This is a genomic window from Propionimicrobium sp. PCR01-08-3, assembly GCF_030286045.1.
Classification (GTDB): Bacteria; Actinomycetota; Actinomycetes; order Propionibacteriales; family Propionibacteriaceae; genus Brooklawnia.
In genome coordinates this window covers 894,871-910,073 of the sequence record NZ_CP127390.1, presented here as the reverse complement: position 1 = coordinate 910,073, position 15,203 = coordinate 894,871, and the positions used below count along the sequence as shown (strand labels likewise).

Genomic DNA, 15,203 nt, shown 5'->3' with positions numbered 1-15,203 from the left:
CTACCGAAGCCGTCGAGTCAGCAGGCATGCGCCTGCACCCGGCTTGCCCGGACCGGCTCCGGGCTCGGTGTCGACCCGCCGTCGTTCAGCGATGCTGTTCGGGATCGTCGTGGTGGGCGAACAGCCGCCGAGAAGTCAGATCGGCCCCGGTCAGCACTCCGCCACGCCCGAGCAGGCGTCCGCGTTCCCAATTCGACAGGCCGAGTTCGGGCTGGTTCAACGCATACTGCCCGTCGACCCAGCGGGTGAATCCATCGCCGACGAACGGGGCGTCCACCAAGGCACGGAAACGTTCATGAGCCGACGGATCCTCGGAGATCAAGGAGGCCACGAAGTGCGGGCTGAACTCATTGAACAATTCGGCCGCCCGATCGAGGTCGTCGACGACCGCGATGCTGATCTCGGGCGTGGCTTCCCATTCCCATTCGGCGCCAAGTTGGTCGAGCCGAATCCCGGTCGCACGTTTCTCGGTGACGGTTCCCTCGGCCCGCTGGACCCCGATGGCAGTGCTGAATGCGTCATCGGGCAGCCACTTCTCGCTACCGGACGCGATGTGCAAACGCGCCCGCCCTCCCCTGGCAGCCGCGGCATCGTCTGCCGCCTCCAACAGAGCCGGGACGAGATCGTCCGCACGGTCGGCGGCTATCACCACCACGTTCAAGGTGTTGCAGACCTTGCGATCGAGCGAATGCCGCACCGCGGCGGCGAACCTGGACGCGTCGGCGCCGGTGTCGGCAACCATCCAGGCGCCTCCGGTGCCGTGCGCCGACACCGGAATACCCGATTGCCTGGCCACGCTGGACAACTCGGTGACCGCCCGCCCTGAGCCGCGGACGACGGCCAGCGCGAGGCGCTTGTCGCTGAACAAGGCCCAGCCGGCCGAGCGCTCGCGAACTCCCACCAGTGAGATGGTGCCCTCGGGCAATCCTGCTTCTCGCAGGGCGGGGTTCAAGGAGGTGTCACAGATCGATTGAGCGGTGCTCAGTGCGTCCGATCCGATGCGCAGCACCGCTGTGTTTCCGGTGGCCAGCACGCCTGCCGCGTCCGCGAAGACATTGGGGCGTCCTTCGAAAACGAAACCGATGACTCCCAGCGGGGCAGCGACCGTACGCACCTTCCAGTCGCCGTGGTCGACGACGCCGAGCTCGGCAAGGTCACCAGCAGCCGGCTCACGGTCGACGAGATCGGCCCAGCCCTCAAGTCCGGCGATCATCTCGTTGCGGACCTTCTCATTGATCACCAGCCGGGTGGTCGATCGTCCGGCAGCCTTGGCGCGTTCCTCGTCTTGCTTGTTGGCCTCTGCGATCTTCGGCCAGGCAATCGCCAGGTTGCGCGCGAAAAGCCGATAGAAACTGCTGATCTTGTCGCGGCCGGTGGTGCGCAACCGGCCGAACGCGCTGAATGCAGCGTCCACCTGCTCGGTGACGGCGTGATGCACGCCCGAGGGGACATGTAACAAGGCCCCGGTGTCCTGCACGAAATAGAGGCTGTCCCCCGGTTGGAAGGCAGCAGCCAAGCCCGCATCGACCTGAGCGCATCGATCTCCGCCCAGCGGAATGATCATGCCCGGCTCCAATTTGTCGAGCTGATGGGTGGCGTTCATGGTCTCTCCTGTCGTCTACCGGCAACGAGCCAAGCCTAGACGAGCCCGTCTGATAGCCGACGCGATCGCCAACGGGCTCGAGGCGAGCCTGTTCCCGATCACCGCGACCTCTCGGCCCCGACTGCCGGCTCGCCGGCGTGGGGCCGCATCGTGCGCTCCGGTCACCGCGATCTCGCCCCCCCCCGACTGCCGGCACGTTTCATCGGGGACGTGCTCTGGGTAGCTATATTGCTCGTCAGACGGGCGGGCACCGAAAGGTCGGGCCAATCTCAGCCACCGACATGGTCCAGTACGTGAGACAGAATGGTCAGATAATGGACTCCGAAAAGAGGAGTTCACCAATGTCTGCAAGTATCCCGTCAATCCAGGCCGATGGCGTCAAACCATTGAATTCACCCGGCCGAGTGATCGCCGCGAGCTTGGTCGGAACCACCATCGAGTTCTATGACTTCTACGTCTATGCCACCGCCGCGGCGCTGGTCTTTCCGAAGCTGTTCTTCCCGACCGGCAACGACACCACCGCACTCATTGCGTCCTTCAGCGTTTTCGGCGCGGCCATGGTTGCCCGCCCCATCGGCGCCATCTTCTTCGGTCACCTCGGTGACAAGCGTGGACGCAAGACCACCTTGGTGCTCAGCCTGCTGACCATGGGTATTGCGACCTTCCTCATCGGTTTCCTGCCCACCTATCACAGCGCCGGATTGATTGCACCGATTCTCTTGCTCCTGCTGAGGCTGTGCCAAGGCTTCGCGCTCGGCGGCGAGTGGTCGGGCGCCGCCCTGGTGGCGACCGAGAATGCGCCCGAGGGCAAGCGCGCGTTGTACGGCACCTTCCCGCAGTTGGGCGCCCCGCTGGGCTTCATCATCGCTAACGGGCTTTTCCTGATCATCAACTTCGCACTGCCCCACCCTGATGGCCCGACGATGCAATCCGACGCTTTCCTGGCGTGGGGCTGGCGTATTCCGTTCGTCTTCTCCGCCGTGATGGTGATCATCGGCCTGTGGGTGCGGATGAAGCTGGTCGAGTCGCAGGCCTTTCGGCAGGCCGAGAAGAAGGGCGTCATCCGCAAGCTCCCTTTGAACGACACGTTCCGCTACCACTGGCGCGAACTCATTCTCGGTACCTTCATCATGCTGGCCACGTATGTGCTCTTCTACCTGATGACCACCTTCGCGCTGACCTTTGGCACCAAGGCGCAGGATGCCAGCCCGGCCGGTTTGGGCATCGGCTACACCTCGTTCGTCTTGATGCAGATCATCGGCGTGGTCTTCTTCGGCCTGTTCACACTGCTGGCCGGGCCTGCCGCCGACATGATGGGACGCCGCAAGCTGCTGATCGGCGTCACCATCACCATCATCGCCTTCGGTCTGTCCTTCCCGATCTGGACGACGCTGCGCGCCGACACCATGCTGACCGGAGGCCTCACCCAGGCGTTCCTGGTCATCGGCTTCACCTTGATGGGCACCACCTTCGGCCCGATGGGGGCACTGCTTCCCGAGCTCTTCCCGACGAACGTTCGCTACACCGGCTCGGCCATTGCCTACAACGTCTCCAGCATCTTGGGTGCGGCGCTCGCCCCGATCATCGCGGTCGCGCTGTGGACGAAGGCCGGTGGCAGCACCTGGATGGTGGGCGTGTATCTGTCCGTTGCGGCGGTGCTGACCCTGGTGTCACTGATCATCGTCCGTGAGACCAAGGACACCAACTACGATGCTGCCTCTGCAGACGACGAGAAGGCCGTCGAGTTCGAGAACGACGAACTGATCGGCACCGGCGTCTAGGTTTGGACGCAGTACTCACACAACAGCAAGGGGCCGGCACGGATACACATCCGTGCCGGCCCCTTGCTGTGTCGGCAGACATCTCACATCTCGCGGCCGCTTGATCGAATGATCGGCGCGTACGACGAATCAACACGAGATGGCGTCAGGGCGCGACGCATAGCTGAAGCGTCCGATCCAGAAAGGCACCGGCTCACAAGCGACCGTGGCACCGTCGTGCTTCGGAGTCCCTCACTCGCCCTGCGGTGGCAGCGCCTCGATCGCCGGATGGTCCTTGTCGACCGGGCCGAAGCGTGCGGCGCCGCCCGGCGACCCGATAGGTTCGAAGAACTCGGCGTTGATCTTCGTGTACTCGGCCCATTCGTCCGGTACGTCGTCCTCGAAGAAGATCGCCTCCACTGGACAGACCGGCTCGCAGGCACCGCAGTCCACGCACTCGTCCGGGTGAATGTAGAGCGTCCGAGGACCCTCGTAGATGCAGTCGACCGGGCACTCGTCCACACACGCGCGATCTTTAACATCGACGCAAGGCAGCGCAATCACATACGTCATGCCTCCACGTTAGGCGCGTTCGTGTGCTTTCCCCCAGATAGGACGCCCTAATTGCCTGTGACAGGTCAGGGCTTATGCTTGATATCGTTAGCCTAGATATCATGGAGGTAGTGATGGAACAGATCTTGATCCGCAACCTTCACCCCGGCACCAAAGCACGTCTGCGAGCACGGGCCGCACACAACAAGCGATCGATCGAGGCCGAGGCTCGCGACATCCTTTCCCGGTCCCTCGACGACGAACCCGTGACCATGGTCGATCTGCTCAGTACAGATGAAGGGATTGAAATAGAATTCGCTCCCGACCACCTCGGACTAACCGCGAGAGTGCCGGAGCTATGAGATATGTGCTCGATACGAATGTGGTGTCCGCGCTGCGAGTAAGAGGACGCAACCCCGAAGCCGAGACTTGGATTTCCACCATCCCAATCCCAGATCAGTTCGTCACGGCGCTCACTATCGCCGAAATCGAGCGTGGCGTTACGTCCAAAGAGCGAGCAGACCCCGCTCAGGGTGCGATCTTGCGGCGGTGGTTCGAGCGGCACGTATTGCCAGCTTTCGATGAGCGGATTCTTCCGTTCAACCTGGCCGCCGCACGCGTTCTCGGCGGCTACCGGGTGCCCGAGAACGCGCCACTTGACGATGCGCTCATCGCCGCCGTCGCAGAAGCCAACTCCATGACGATTGCCACGCGGAATCTCAGGCACTTCATACCGCTGGGAGTGCCATGCATCAGCCCGTGGGATCCGAGTTAGCAAGCGTCTCCTTCACGCAAGCACGTGACGATTCACGGGTGGTCGATCTCGGGAGGCATGCCTTCGGTCGTCCACTCTTGAGTCCAGTTGGCCGCCTCGTCGCGGGAAACCTTGCTGGTACCCAGATCGGCCGACAAGATCCATAGCGCATCGGCTTCCGATTCCCAGAACAATCCGGGGCCGTCGGCATCTCCATAGAGTTTCTCGCTACGCCATTGTTCGCGACCATTGTCATCGACGATCACCACGGCATAGGTCGCGTTCCCGTCTTCCATGAGCCGGGCAGCCACCTTGCCACTGGGAGCTTGTGTGGCACTGGCGGCCGGGCCAAGCCAGCTCGGCGCACGTGCTCGACCTCCGCAAGGCAAACACCACCACTCACTGCCGGTCACCAGCATTCTGGTATTCGCTACCTGGTTGGCAAGACCTGCGGCCGGCCTTTGCCTATCCTGCTCGGGCTGCTGGCCGTCACGGGTGAGCGCGCAGTTCGTCCTCGATCCAGGCCATGACAACTGCGACGAGATATTCCAGCTCCTCCGCAGCGAGTCCGCGGCCTTGCGGAATGCCATGCCATTTCTGGACGCAGCCGCGACAGCAGGTCGCCGTGGCGTGCTGCGCAATGAAGACCGGGTGTCCGCGCATGGGCGTTTGCTTGCCATCATTTCGTGGATATGCCGCGCCGATGCGTCCGCTCAACAAATCGCGGGCGTGCTGTTCGATGGTGGCACGGCCCTTCGCCCTGGCGTAGTCCACGTCCTTGGGTTTCAGATGAAACCTCGAACGAAACTCGGAGCGCCGCAGCCGCGCCAAGATGGCCTCGACTTGTTGCAGTTCATTTTCCGGACGATTGCGCATATCAGTATTCAAGTTACGCTCGACTTCTCCGCCCTTGACCCGCTTCCCGGTACATCGACCTCACCGAGTCTTGCCCGGCGGTCGTCTGGTGCCCGACGCTTCGGGTGCTCTTTGGACTATTCGGATTCATCATCGGCAACGGCATACGCGCCGCCAAACGATCCTGAGAACCTCACCGGGATGCTTACAGGGTGAGGAGATAACGGCGTGGCCGCGCGAAGCGGCTAATGTACCGCTTCGTGGCATTGACAGCTGGCGAACAATCACCGGGCACCTCACAGGTGGCAGACACCGTCCGGTTGCCCGTCCTCGTCTCCCTCATCATCGGTTCCTGTGTCGGCTCGGGCATCTTCGCGATGCCGCAGAATGTCGCCAACGTCGCCTCCCCCGGCGCCGCTGCCATCGGATGGGCCATTACCGGTGTCGGCATGCTCTGCATCGCGTTCGTCTTCCAATCGCTGGCGCTGCGCAAACCGCACCTCGACTCCGGGGTCTACAGCTACGTTCGGGCCGGGCTCGGCGACTTCGTGGGATTCGCGTCCGGCTGGGGATACTGGCTGGCCAGCATCATCGCCCAGGTCGGCTATGCCACCTTGTTCTTCAGTTCGTTGAGCTACTTCGTCCCGGTCTTCGACGGTAGTCATCCGATGCTGACCGCGGTCTTCGTGTCGCTGTTGAACTGGTGCATCTTCGCGGTGCTCAGGCGGGGCGTCCGGCAGGCGGCCATCTTGAATATCGTGACCACCATCGCCAAATTGCTGCCCATCGCGGCCTTTCTCGTGTTGGTGGCCTTCATCGGATTCCACACCGAGATCTTCACCGCCGATTTCTGGGGCCGTGCCGCAACCTTCGGCTCCGACGGGACGGGCACGGGAGCCTCGACGTCCAGCCTGTCCACTCAGGTCAAGGGCATCATGTTGTTCACCACCTGGGCGTTCATCGGCATCGAGGGTGCGTCCGCCTATTCGAGGCGCGCGAAGAGCAAACGGGACGTTTCACTGGCCACCTTGCTCGGCTATCTGTTGGTGTTCGTGCTGTTACTGCTCGTGACCTTCTTGTCCTACGGCGTAGCACCTCGCAGCGAGATCGCGGCGATGGGCGACAACTCGATGGCCGGGGTGCTCGAGTTGGTCGTCGGGCCATGGGGTGCTGCGCTGGTATCGGCCGGACTGTGCATCTCGGTGCTCGGCGCCTATGTGTCGTGGCAGATGCTCTGCGCCGAGCCGATCACTCTGATGGCGCAGGACGAGTTGCTGCCGGCAAGGCTCGGCTACGTCAATTCTCAGGGTGCCCCGGCAACCGCCCAGTCGTTGTCGGCCTGCGTCATCCAGCTGTTCGTCGTCATCTTCTTCGTCAACGAGGCGGCGTATACGACGATGGTGCAGCTGGCCACCTCGCTGTACCTGATTCCCTACCTGTTCGCGTCGCTCTATCTCTTCTTCCTGGCGACCAGGGGCTCGGGCATTCAGCATCCCGATGCGGGACGCAAGTTCAACCTGGACGGCCCCGATGTGCCGCGCCGGACGAACCTGTTTCACCTGATCATCTCAGCAATCGGCGTGGTCTACGCGTTGTGGTTGTTCTACGCCGCTGACCCGAAGTTCGTGCTGCTCGGTATGGTGCTGGTTGTCCCGGGCATGATCATCTACATCGTGACTCGTCGGCGTGCCGGTGGACGAGTTTTCAATCCGTTCGAATGGTTCATCGCCGCCATTGTCACTCTCGCTGCCATCATCGCGATTCTCCTGATGGTGCAGGGGTCGCTCACCTTGTGACTCCCGGGCTGTTGCCTTGGGCAGGCTGTTTCGATCAGCCTGACCCCACAGGGGCACCGCAGGAGGCGAAATCCGGCGGATTTGGGATTACCCTCGATTCATGGCTATCGCACGTACTCCGGTATTCGTCTACGACTGCCCTGATCCGCACGCATTGGCGGAGTTCTATCGGGGCCTGCTGGGCGGGACCATCGACGAAGAATCCGATGACCACTGGGTCGATCTGCTGGTGGACGCAGGGGGTTGCATTTCTTTTCAGCAGGTGGAGGACTACCGCGCGCCGAAGTGGCCCGGCCAAGAAGTGCCGCAACAGCTCCACCTCGACGTGGACGTCGACGATCTTGACCTGGCAGAAGCCGCCGTCTTGCAGTTGGGTGCCGTCAAACACGAGGTCCAGCCGAGCGAACGCGGATCGTTCCGGGTGTTTCTGGATCCGGCGGGTCACCCATTCTGTCTGTGTGAGGCCGCTAGCGAGAATTAGCCGACGGGTCGCGTAACAGCGATAAATCGGCGGATTCAGGATTCGGGATTAGGGATTAACCGGCCCGGGGCGTCCGGAGCCAGGTGCCTGATTCGGATCAACCGGATGAGGCCACGCATTCGGGTCGCCTTGCCCGTAGGGCCTCATCTGAGGTGCCATCGGAGGGACCGGATGAGGAGCATACGGCTGCTGAGCTTGCCATGGAGGCATCGGGCCTCGTGGCGGCTCTGCCCCGGGATGCGAATGGTGGGTCGAATTGACCACCCATATCAGGGCTCCCAGGCTGAGAGTTCCGACGATCACGTGCACCGGGATCGATGCGGCGGCGTCCCACACCGTGTGTAGGACGATCACGGCTATCCACGTACCGAAGGTCGCGAATGCGCCGAGCCCGTTACGGCGCCCGGACCGCCAATACCAGATCGCCGCGCACAGGATCCCTGTCCACGCAATGTGCCCGGCCGGGGCAAAAATGCCGCGCACCAGCAAGGTGGCATCCACGGCCCCCAGGCCCGCACCCTTTTCGAGCAGAGCGTTGAAGCCGTATCCCATCGTCTCGAGCACTGCGAATCCCGCTCCGGCCGCCACGCCGATCACCACACCGCCATGCGTCGTCCGCGGATAAGCGATCCTGAGGACGACAAGCGGAACGATGAGCTTCGCCGTCTCCTCGATGATGCCCACGAACAAGATCACGCCCTCGCCGACAGCTGCCGCTGCGATCGACTCGAAAACGCCTGCCAGCAGAATGCCTGTCACGCCTCCGGCCAGAACCGTCGCCACGATGATGCCACCCGGAGCGAGGTCACCATGGGGCCCGCGGGCGGCCCACAGCAATACCGCAAGCGGCACTGTGAGCGATCCGACCAGCAACAAGGCAGGGAAAAGATTGGAGTTCTGCGTGACGACGAGCACGATGAGGATCGCAATATAGGCGCCAACACCGCCGAGGAGGACGCTCAGCGGCAGGAACTTCTTCTGCCGAGGTGCTGGGATGGTTGGCTCAGTCATAGCCTTGATGCTAATCACGCTTCGATCCGAAGGAGTACATCGTGGTTAACCGGGCAGATATCAATGATTACGGTCTGATCGTGGTGGGCGCCGGCGCCGTCGGCGAGAACGTCGCCGACTATGCAACCAAGCAGGGCGTTCATACCGCCGTCGTCGAAGCCGACCTTGTCGGGGGCGAGTGTTCTTATTGGGCATGTATGCCGTCCAAGGCGCTGCTGCGCAGCGGCAATGTCATGCGCGCGGCAAGACGAGTCGGCGGCGCGCGCGAGGCGGTAACCCAAGGTCTCGATGTCGACGCGGTATTGGCCAGACGATCGTCCTTCACCTCCGGCTGGAAGGACGACGGCCAGGTCTCCTGGCTGGAGTCGGCCGGTATCACTTTGATCCGTGGACGTGCAACGCTGGCCGGACCTCACCAATTACGCGTGGGTGAGCGGATCTACCGCGCCGAAGCAATTGCGCTCGCGACCGGTTCGGTGCCCGTTCTTCCCGAGATTCCCGGTCTCGCCGAGGCTGCACCGTGGGGCACCCGCGAGGCCACCTCCGCCGATCATGTGCCGCCACGACTGATGATCATCGGTGGCGGTCCTGCCGCCATCGAAATGGCCTCGGCCTTTGCCTCGCTGCGCTCGCAGGTCACGTTATTTTCGCGCAGCGAACTGCTGCACCATGAGGAGCCCTTCGTGACCAAACTCGTCCTGGACGGGCTTGCCGGCCAGGGCGTCGACGTGCGCATCGGCGATCTGCCGCTCCGGATCGACCGTGACTCCGATGGGGTTGTCACTGCGCAGCTGTCGGGCGGCGGCACTCTGGTCGCCGACGAGATCCTGGTCGCCACCGGACGCCGCCCGAACACCGACGGCCTCGGACTCGAGACCATCGGGCTCTCCCCTGACGACAAGCTCGAGGTGGACGACACGATGCTCGTCCGCCGGACCGACTGGCTCTACGCCGTCGGCGATGTGAACGCACGCGCGCTGCTCACTCACCAAGGCAAGTACCAGGCTCGTGCTGCGGGCGAGGCGATCGCAGCCCGGGTGCAGCAGCATCCGGTCTCGGATGAGCCGTGGGGCTGGCATGTCGCGACTGCCGATCATCAGGCCGTGCCACATGTGGTTTTCTCGGATCCGGAGGTCGCCAGCGTCGGATTATCCGAACAGCAGGCACGCGATGCCGGGCTGAACGTGCGGGGCGTCGAATACGATCTCGGCCAGGTCGCGGGAGCTTCTCTTCAGGCCGACGGCTACACCGGACGCGCCAAGCTCGTCATTGACGAGGGCCGGCGCGTGGTGGTCGGGGCAACATTCGTCGGTCAGGACACCGCCGAGTTGCTGCATGCGGCAACCATTGCGATCGTCGGCGAAGTCACGATCGACCGGCTGTGGCATGCCGTACCGGCCTATCCGACCATCAGCGAAATCTGGCTGCGGCTGCTGGAGACCTACGGTCGCGCCTGACCGGGACGCCGTCCGGCCAGCACATATGCGGGCACCGCGACCGCTATCACGACCAGATGCATCGCCATCAGGCCGATGGCACCGGGCCAGTTGGTGCCCGGAATGAATTTCAGGACCCCGAGCGCGATATCGGGGATGAAGGACAGTACCCCGACTACCGGCACGAGCCAGCGGAGCACCTGGGCCGGCTGACTGGTATGTCGCTGTACGAGATACCAGCCCAACCAGCCGGCGAGAACTCCGATGAGGGTGAACGCGCCAAAGTTGAACAGGGCGAATGGCGGGAAGTTCGGATCGGCTCCGCCTGTGATGGCCAACCGGGCGACCAGCGAGTTCACCGCAACAGCCAGGATGATCGCGGCGGCCAGTGTGATGGTCACCCTTCCGGCCGAGAAGTGGACGGAACTGTGATCGAGAGTGTGTGCCTGAGTAGTCACGGGGATCACCTTCCTAGTTACGGAACTTCTGAGTCTCATATTAAAACGAAACTAGTGAGTTCCACAATGGGTTAGAATGAAGCTGTGAGTGAACAAGAAGCGGGGCCGGGGCGTCCACAAGACCCGGCCATCAAAGACGCGATCCTGCGCTCCACCCAAGACCTCCTGATCGCCCGCGGCGTGGCGGCGACAACAGTGGACGCGGTCGCGAAAGCGGCCGGTTCGGGAAAGGCGGCGGTCTACCGGCGCTGGAAGAGCAAGACCGAACTCATCGTTGCCGCCGTACAAGCGTTGTACGAACCGCCGAAGATCCCCGACACCGGAAACTTGCGCGACGACCTGCTCGCGTGTGCGCGCCATTACGCGGACGATGACCACCGCGCGCTTCTGGTTCTTGGCAGCGTGCTGAGCGAACTGGGGAACGACGACGAATTGGCACGCGCAGCCTACGAGTCGATCGGCTCACCACCCGCCAGAACACTTGAGGCCGTTCTCGGACGCTGGATCGACCGCGGCGTCATTCCCCGGGCGGCACCCACCGAACTCGTCAGCTCGGTGCTGCCGTCGATCGCGTTCACGAACGTCGTACTGCGCCGGCAGACATTCGACCTTGCCACCGCCGAGGCGATCGTCGACCACATCATGCTGCCCGCGTTGCTGAACGGCTGAGCGGGACGTCACCGAGAAGTATCACCCGGTCGATACCTTCGAGCGATTCGCTCGCGGCGACCCGGCACCTACGTTCACGCCATGGACATCCTCAACGATCTCATCCTTCAGGCCGCGGCGTCGCCCTGGCTACTGCTGGTCATGTTCGGGGTGGCGGTCATTGATGGCTTCTTCCCTCCCATTCCCAGTGAGACGGTGCTGGTCGCGGCAGCGGCTGCCGCGGTTTCCACCGGCGATCTCGGCACCATCGTCTGGCTGTGCGTGGTGGCGGCCATCGGTGCGGCGATCGGCGACAATGTCGCGTTCCGCATCGGTAAGTCGGTCGGCGTTGAGCGTTTCCGATGGACGAGAAGGCCCAAAGTCGCGGCAGCCGTCGCCCGTGCCCGGCGGTCACTGGAACGGCGAGGAGCGGCCTTCATCCTCGGCGGCCGATACATACCCGTGGGCCGCGTCGCAATCAACATGACCGCCGGCGCGATGGGCTATCCATGGGCCCGGTTCGCACCCATCAGCATCGTCGCCGGCGTAACCTGGGCGATCTACAGCACGCTGATCGGCGTGTTCGCCGGTCACTGGCTCGGCGGGCAGCCGCTGCTCAGCGCCGCGGTCGGGATCATGTTCGCCCTTGTCATCGGCTGGGTGATCGATCTCGTGGGGGCCGCCCGGCGGCACAATCGAGCGAACAAGCAGGCACAGCGCGATCATGAAGGTGCGCAACGAGCGGCCCTGCGGTCGGATTCGGACACACCCAGATCAGGTGAGCGGTCGGTGCGGAACCCGGCAATACTGGCACTATGACGAGGACGAAGCGCACCAAGAAGCCGCGCCGAGCCAAGCCCGCCAGGCACCCCAGGCATCTCAGGCGCCCCAAGCACCCCAGGCGCCCGCTGAACCGTCGCCGATTGCTGCTCGGCACGCTGGCCTTCGTGTGCGTTGTGCTGTACTCGATCCTCGCGCCCATCCACGTGGTGCTCTACGGCAGCACAGTTGCGGTCGCCCTGATATTCGGAGGCGCACTTTGCGGCGCTCCGCTGCTCGCACTGTTCTGGCCACGGATCGCGATCGTCGCGTTCTGCTCGGCTGCATTCGTCCTGCCGCTGACGGTCTCCGCGGCCCGGGACGACTATTGGCCCTGGCCGTGGTCGGTGCCGGCCATGATGGCATTCATGTGTCTGATCCTGGTGATCACCATCCGCCATGGCTGGCTTTATGGACTTGTCCCGTTGGCGGTGAGCATCATGGGCTCCCTTGCCGCACCGTTGATGTTCCCGGAGGCCGCCTCGCTGGAGGCCGCCGGTGCGGACCTGATCGTCACCGCCTCATTGTCCGGCGTCACATTCCTGGTGGGTGTGCTGATCGCAGCGCGCATGCGTGTCGGGCAAGAACTCGACAAAGAACGCGAGGTCTCCGCGACGGAGCAGTCCCGGCGGATGCTGGTAGAAGAGCGCAACCGCATCGCCCGGGAGCTACACGATGTCGTCGCGCACAGCATGTCGGTGATCCAGGTGCAGGCCTCCACGGCCCGCTACCGCATCGCCGACGTGCCCGATGACGCAGCGGCGGAATTCGACGAGATCGCCGCACTCGCCCGCAAATCACTGACCGAGATGCGCCGCCTGCTCGGTGTCCTCCGCACCGAGGACGAGTCCCCGCAGCTGACCCCGCAACAAGGCATGGCCGATATCCCGGCACTGGTGGAGAATACCCGTCACACCGGCGCGCGGGTCGAGTTAACTTTTGAACCGGGTTCCCAAGAGCTTGCGGCAAGCGTCCAGATCGCCGCCTATCGCATTGTGCAGGAGTCACTCAGCAATGCTCTGCGCCATGCGCCGGGTGCCCCGATCGAGGTCGAGTTGGGCGTCCGGGATCAGGCCGTGAGAATCCGCGTACACAACGAGCCCGCTGCCGGCACCACCATTACCGTGCCAGCAGCGGGTGCCGGGCACGGATTGCGCGGCATGCGGGAACGAGTCGCGCTGGTCGACGGCAGTCTCGCAGCCGGCCCCGATCCTGCGGGAGGATGGACCGTGACCGCGGTGCTTCCCTACAACGACACCAGCGAGGAGCGTCCATGACCATCAACGTGCTGATCGCGGACGATCAGCCGATCGTCCGGGCGGGTTTCGCCGCACTGCTGAACACTCATGAAGGAATCCGGGTGGTCGGCGAGGCGTCCACCGGCAAGGAAGCGATCCGGTTGGCGACACGGCTCGACCCGGATGTGATCTTCATGGATGTACGGATGCCGGAACTCGACGGAATCGCGGCGACGAAACACATTCTCGGGCCCAGGTATCCCGCGGCTCATGTGCCGCGAATCATCATGCTCACCACGTTCGACATTGACGACTACGTGTACGACGCCCTCCAGGCGGGAGCGAGCGGTTTCCTGCTGAAAGACGCCGCTCCCGAGGAGCTGGTCTATGCGGTACGCGTGGTCGCCGCAGGTGACGCCTTGCTCTCCCCGGGCATCACCCGGAAGATGATCTCCCAGTTCGCCGCGCAGAAGCCGCGTCAGACCCATTCCGCTGCTGTGCTGGCGAGCCTGACCGATCGGGAGCGCGAGGTGCTGGCGCTCATCAGCCAGGGACTTTCGAACAGCGAGATCGCCAAGAAGCTGTTCATCGCCGAGCAAACCGTCAAGACGCACGTCGGCAAACTGCTCGCCAAGATCGGGGCACGCGACCGCGTGCAAGCCGTGATCTTCGCCTACGACTCGGGACTGGCAGAACCTGCCTCCTGACCTCACCCCAAAGTAGGGGTCACAAAGAAACGTCCGGGTGAGGTACGCCCGGGTACCGCGTCCATAACCTCCTCACAGAAACACCGAGGAGGACAAATATGGCAAGAACCCAAGCACCCGAATCACATACGGCAATGCCTGCCTGCAGCAACCCGCAAAGGTAGCCGGCATGGCAGGTCTCATTCTTGGGCTGTGCATCGCGCTGATGGGTGCGCTCGTGCTGGCCGGAGGTTCGGAACTCCAATCGCGGGCCGTCCACACGGCACATGGCGAGTGGCGCGCGTTCATCAAGAGCCCCTCATGGATACTCGGTCTCATCCTGCTCGGGACGGCCGTCGCCACGAACTTCATCGCGCTTGCCCTTGCGCCCATCGCCGCCGTGCAGTCGATGAGCGTCGTCGCGCTCGCGGCCTCGGCACTGTTCGGCGTAGCCACCCGGCAGATCGCGGCGACACCCCGAGTGAGGCTGGCGATCGCCGCCTGCCTCGTCGGCGCCCTCGGCTTCATCGCGGTGGTCGCGACGCATCCGAGCAGGGTTTCCCATCCTGATCTCGACAGGCAGCTCATGGTCGTCCTGATCATCCAGGCGGCACTCGCCGCGGCCTGTCTCATCGTTGCGATCCTCGATCACGGCGACGGCGACAGGTGGACCCGGCTGGGCGGACTGGTCGTGGCCGCGATGGAGTTCAGTGCCATCACCGCCGTATTCAAGGTGCTGGTCGGGCTGGTGCTTCGAGACGGACTGATGGAGGTTCTCACCAGGCCGGCAAGCATCGTGGCCCTCGGGATGATCTCGCTCGGCGGGCTGGCCGCCGGCACCCGGCTGCAGTCCGCCCATACGGTGCTTCCGGCTCCGGCCGTGGTCGCCGGGCTCACCATCACCGACACGATCACCGCCGCGGCGCTGGGCACCGTCGTCCTCCGGGAACACACGCTGACCGAGACGGCCGTCGTCCTCATCCTGCTGTTCGGCTCTATCGCAATCGGCGGAGTCGTCGGCCTGAAGGACCTGCAGCGAACCCCCAACGACCCGAACGCCATTTACGAGCATCGGCACAGCCTTTGCAACGATCCCAGATAGGAAT

Annotated in this window: 17 protein-coding genes; 11 read left to right on the top strand and 6 right to left on the bottom strand. The window is 63.7% G+C overall.

The genetic code is table 11. The features are described 5' to 3' along the window. Window positions 1-85 precede the first annotated feature (85 nt). Window positions 86-1,603 (bottom strand): aldehyde dehydrogenase family protein, encoded by a 1,518-nt coding sequence (locus tag QQ658_RS04290; RefSeq protein WP_286026434.1) that lies wholly within the window; start codon window positions 1,601-1,603, stop codon window positions 86-88. Between the two features lie 341 nt (window positions 1,604-1,944). On the opposite strand from QQ658_RS04290, the gene QQ658_RS04285 reads away from it, so the two are divergent. Further along, window positions 1,945-3,384, top strand: coding sequence for an MFS transporter (locus tag QQ658_RS04285; protein WP_286026433.1), 1,440 nt, complete (start codon window positions 1,945-1,947; stop codon window positions 3,382-3,384). Between the two features lie 231 nt (window positions 3,385-3,615). Here the strand turns inward: QQ658_RS04285 and fdxA are convergent, their stop codons facing one another. After that, window positions 3,616-3,936 carry a ferredoxin gene (gene fdxA / locus QQ658_RS04280; protein WP_286026432.1) on the bottom strand — a complete coding sequence of 107 codons (321 nt, stop codon included), beginning with the start codon at window positions 3,934-3,936 and terminating at the stop codon, window positions 3,616-3,618. A gap of 101 nt (window positions 3,937-4,037) precedes the next feature. Here fdxA and QQ658_RS04275 point away from each other — a divergent pair, with 101 nt between their 5' ends. Beyond that, window positions 4,038-4,277, top strand: coding sequence for a FitA-like ribbon-helix-helix domain-containing protein (locus QQ658_RS04275; RefSeq protein ID WP_286026431.1), 240 nt, complete (start codon window positions 4,038-4,040; stop codon window positions 4,275-4,277). Beyond that, window positions 4,274-4,690, top strand: a complete 417-nt coding sequence (locus tag QQ658_RS04270) for a type II toxin-antitoxin system VapC family toxin (RefSeq protein ID WP_286026430.1) — start codon at window positions 4,274-4,276, stop codon at window positions 4,688-4,690. Before QQ658_RS04275 ends, QQ658_RS04270 begins: the two co-directional genes overlap by 4 nt. Window positions 4,691-4,722: 32 nt before the next feature. Here QQ658_RS04270 and QQ658_RS04265 read toward each other — a convergent pair whose 3' ends face one another. Further along, on the bottom strand, window positions 4,723-4,965 hold the full coding sequence (locus QQ658_RS04265; protein ID WP_286026429.1) for a hypothetical protein: 243 nt from the start codon (window positions 4,963-4,965) through the stop codon (window positions 4,723-4,725). Window positions 4,966-5,158: 193 nt separating this feature from the next. Continuing rightward, window positions 5,159-5,545 (bottom strand): DUF4186 domain-containing protein, encoded by a 387-nt coding sequence (locus QQ658_RS04260; protein WP_286026428.1) that lies wholly within the window; start codon window positions 5,543-5,545, stop codon window positions 5,159-5,161. 239 nt (window positions 5,546-5,784) lie between these two features. Between QQ658_RS04260 and QQ658_RS04255 the strand changes: the two genes are divergently transcribed. Both QQ658_RS04255 and QQ658_RS04250 read left to right on the top strand, forming a co-directional pair. Beyond that, on the top strand, window positions 5,785-7,320 hold the full coding sequence (locus QQ658_RS04255) for a basic amino acid/polyamine antiporter (RefSeq protein WP_286026427.1): 1,536 nt from the start codon (window positions 5,785-5,787) through the stop codon (window positions 7,318-7,320). Window positions 7,321-7,420: 100 nt separating this feature from the next. Next, window positions 7,421-7,801: a VOC family protein gene (locus tag QQ658_RS04250; protein WP_286026426.1), complete on the top strand. Its 381-nt coding sequence runs from the start codon at window positions 7,421-7,423 to the stop codon at window positions 7,799-7,801. Between the two features lie 48 nt (window positions 7,802-7,849). Here the strand turns inward: QQ658_RS04250 and QQ658_RS04245 are convergent, their stop codons facing one another. Then, window positions 7,850-8,812: a PrsW family intramembrane metalloprotease gene (locus QQ658_RS04245; protein ID WP_286026425.1), complete on the bottom strand. Its 963-nt coding sequence runs from the start codon at window positions 8,810-8,812 to the stop codon at window positions 7,850-7,852. Window positions 8,813-8,853: 41 nt separating this feature from the next. Between QQ658_RS04245 and QQ658_RS04240 the strand changes: the two genes are divergently transcribed. After that, a complete protein-coding gene (locus QQ658_RS04240) occupies window positions 8,854-10,269 on the top strand; it encodes a dihydrolipoyl dehydrogenase family protein (RefSeq protein ID WP_286026424.1) in 1,416 nt (471 codons plus the stop codon). Here the strand turns inward: QQ658_RS04240 and QQ658_RS04235 are convergent. Continuing rightward, a complete protein-coding gene (locus tag QQ658_RS04235; RefSeq protein ID WP_286026423.1) occupies window positions 10,254-10,706 on the bottom strand; it encodes a DUF6069 family protein in 453 nt (150 codons plus the stop codon). The genes QQ658_RS04240 and QQ658_RS04235 overlap by 16 nt on opposite strands. Before the next feature lie 84 nt (window positions 10,707-10,790). On the opposite strand from QQ658_RS04235, the gene QQ658_RS04230 reads away from it, so the two are divergent. The 5 genes from QQ658_RS04230 to QQ658_RS04210 all read left to right on the top strand — a co-directional run bounded on the left by QQ658_RS04230 (window position 10,791) and on the right by QQ658_RS04210 (window position 15,199). Continuing rightward, the gene (locus QQ658_RS04230; RefSeq protein WP_286026422.1) at window positions 10,791-11,375 is read left to right on the top strand and encodes a TetR/AcrR family transcriptional regulator; all 585 of its coding nucleotides are present in this window, start codon (window positions 10,791-10,793) and stop codon (window positions 11,373-11,375) included. 81 nt (window positions 11,376-11,456) lie between these two features. Continuing rightward, a complete protein-coding gene (locus QQ658_RS04225; RefSeq protein WP_286026421.1) occupies window positions 11,457-12,173 on the top strand; it encodes a DedA family protein in 717 nt (238 codons plus the stop codon). After that, a complete protein-coding gene (locus tag QQ658_RS04220) occupies window positions 12,170-13,450 on the top strand; it encodes a sensor histidine kinase (protein WP_286026420.1) in 1,281 nt (426 codons plus the stop codon). Before QQ658_RS04225 ends, QQ658_RS04220 begins: the two co-directional genes overlap by 4 nt. Then, complete coding sequence (locus QQ658_RS04215) at window positions 13,447-14,118, top strand: response regulator (RefSeq protein WP_286026419.1); 672 nt, start codon at window positions 13,447-13,449, stop codon at window positions 14,116-14,118. The genes QQ658_RS04220 and QQ658_RS04215 overlap by 4 nt, the downstream gene beginning before the upstream one ends. A 169-nt stretch (window positions 14,119-14,287) precedes the next feature. Further along, the gene (locus QQ658_RS04210; protein WP_286026418.1) at window positions 14,288-15,199 is read left to right on the top strand and encodes a hypothetical protein; all 912 of its coding nucleotides are present in this window, start codon (window positions 14,288-14,290) and stop codon (window positions 15,197-15,199) included. Window positions 15,200-15,203: the final 4 nt, after the last annotated feature.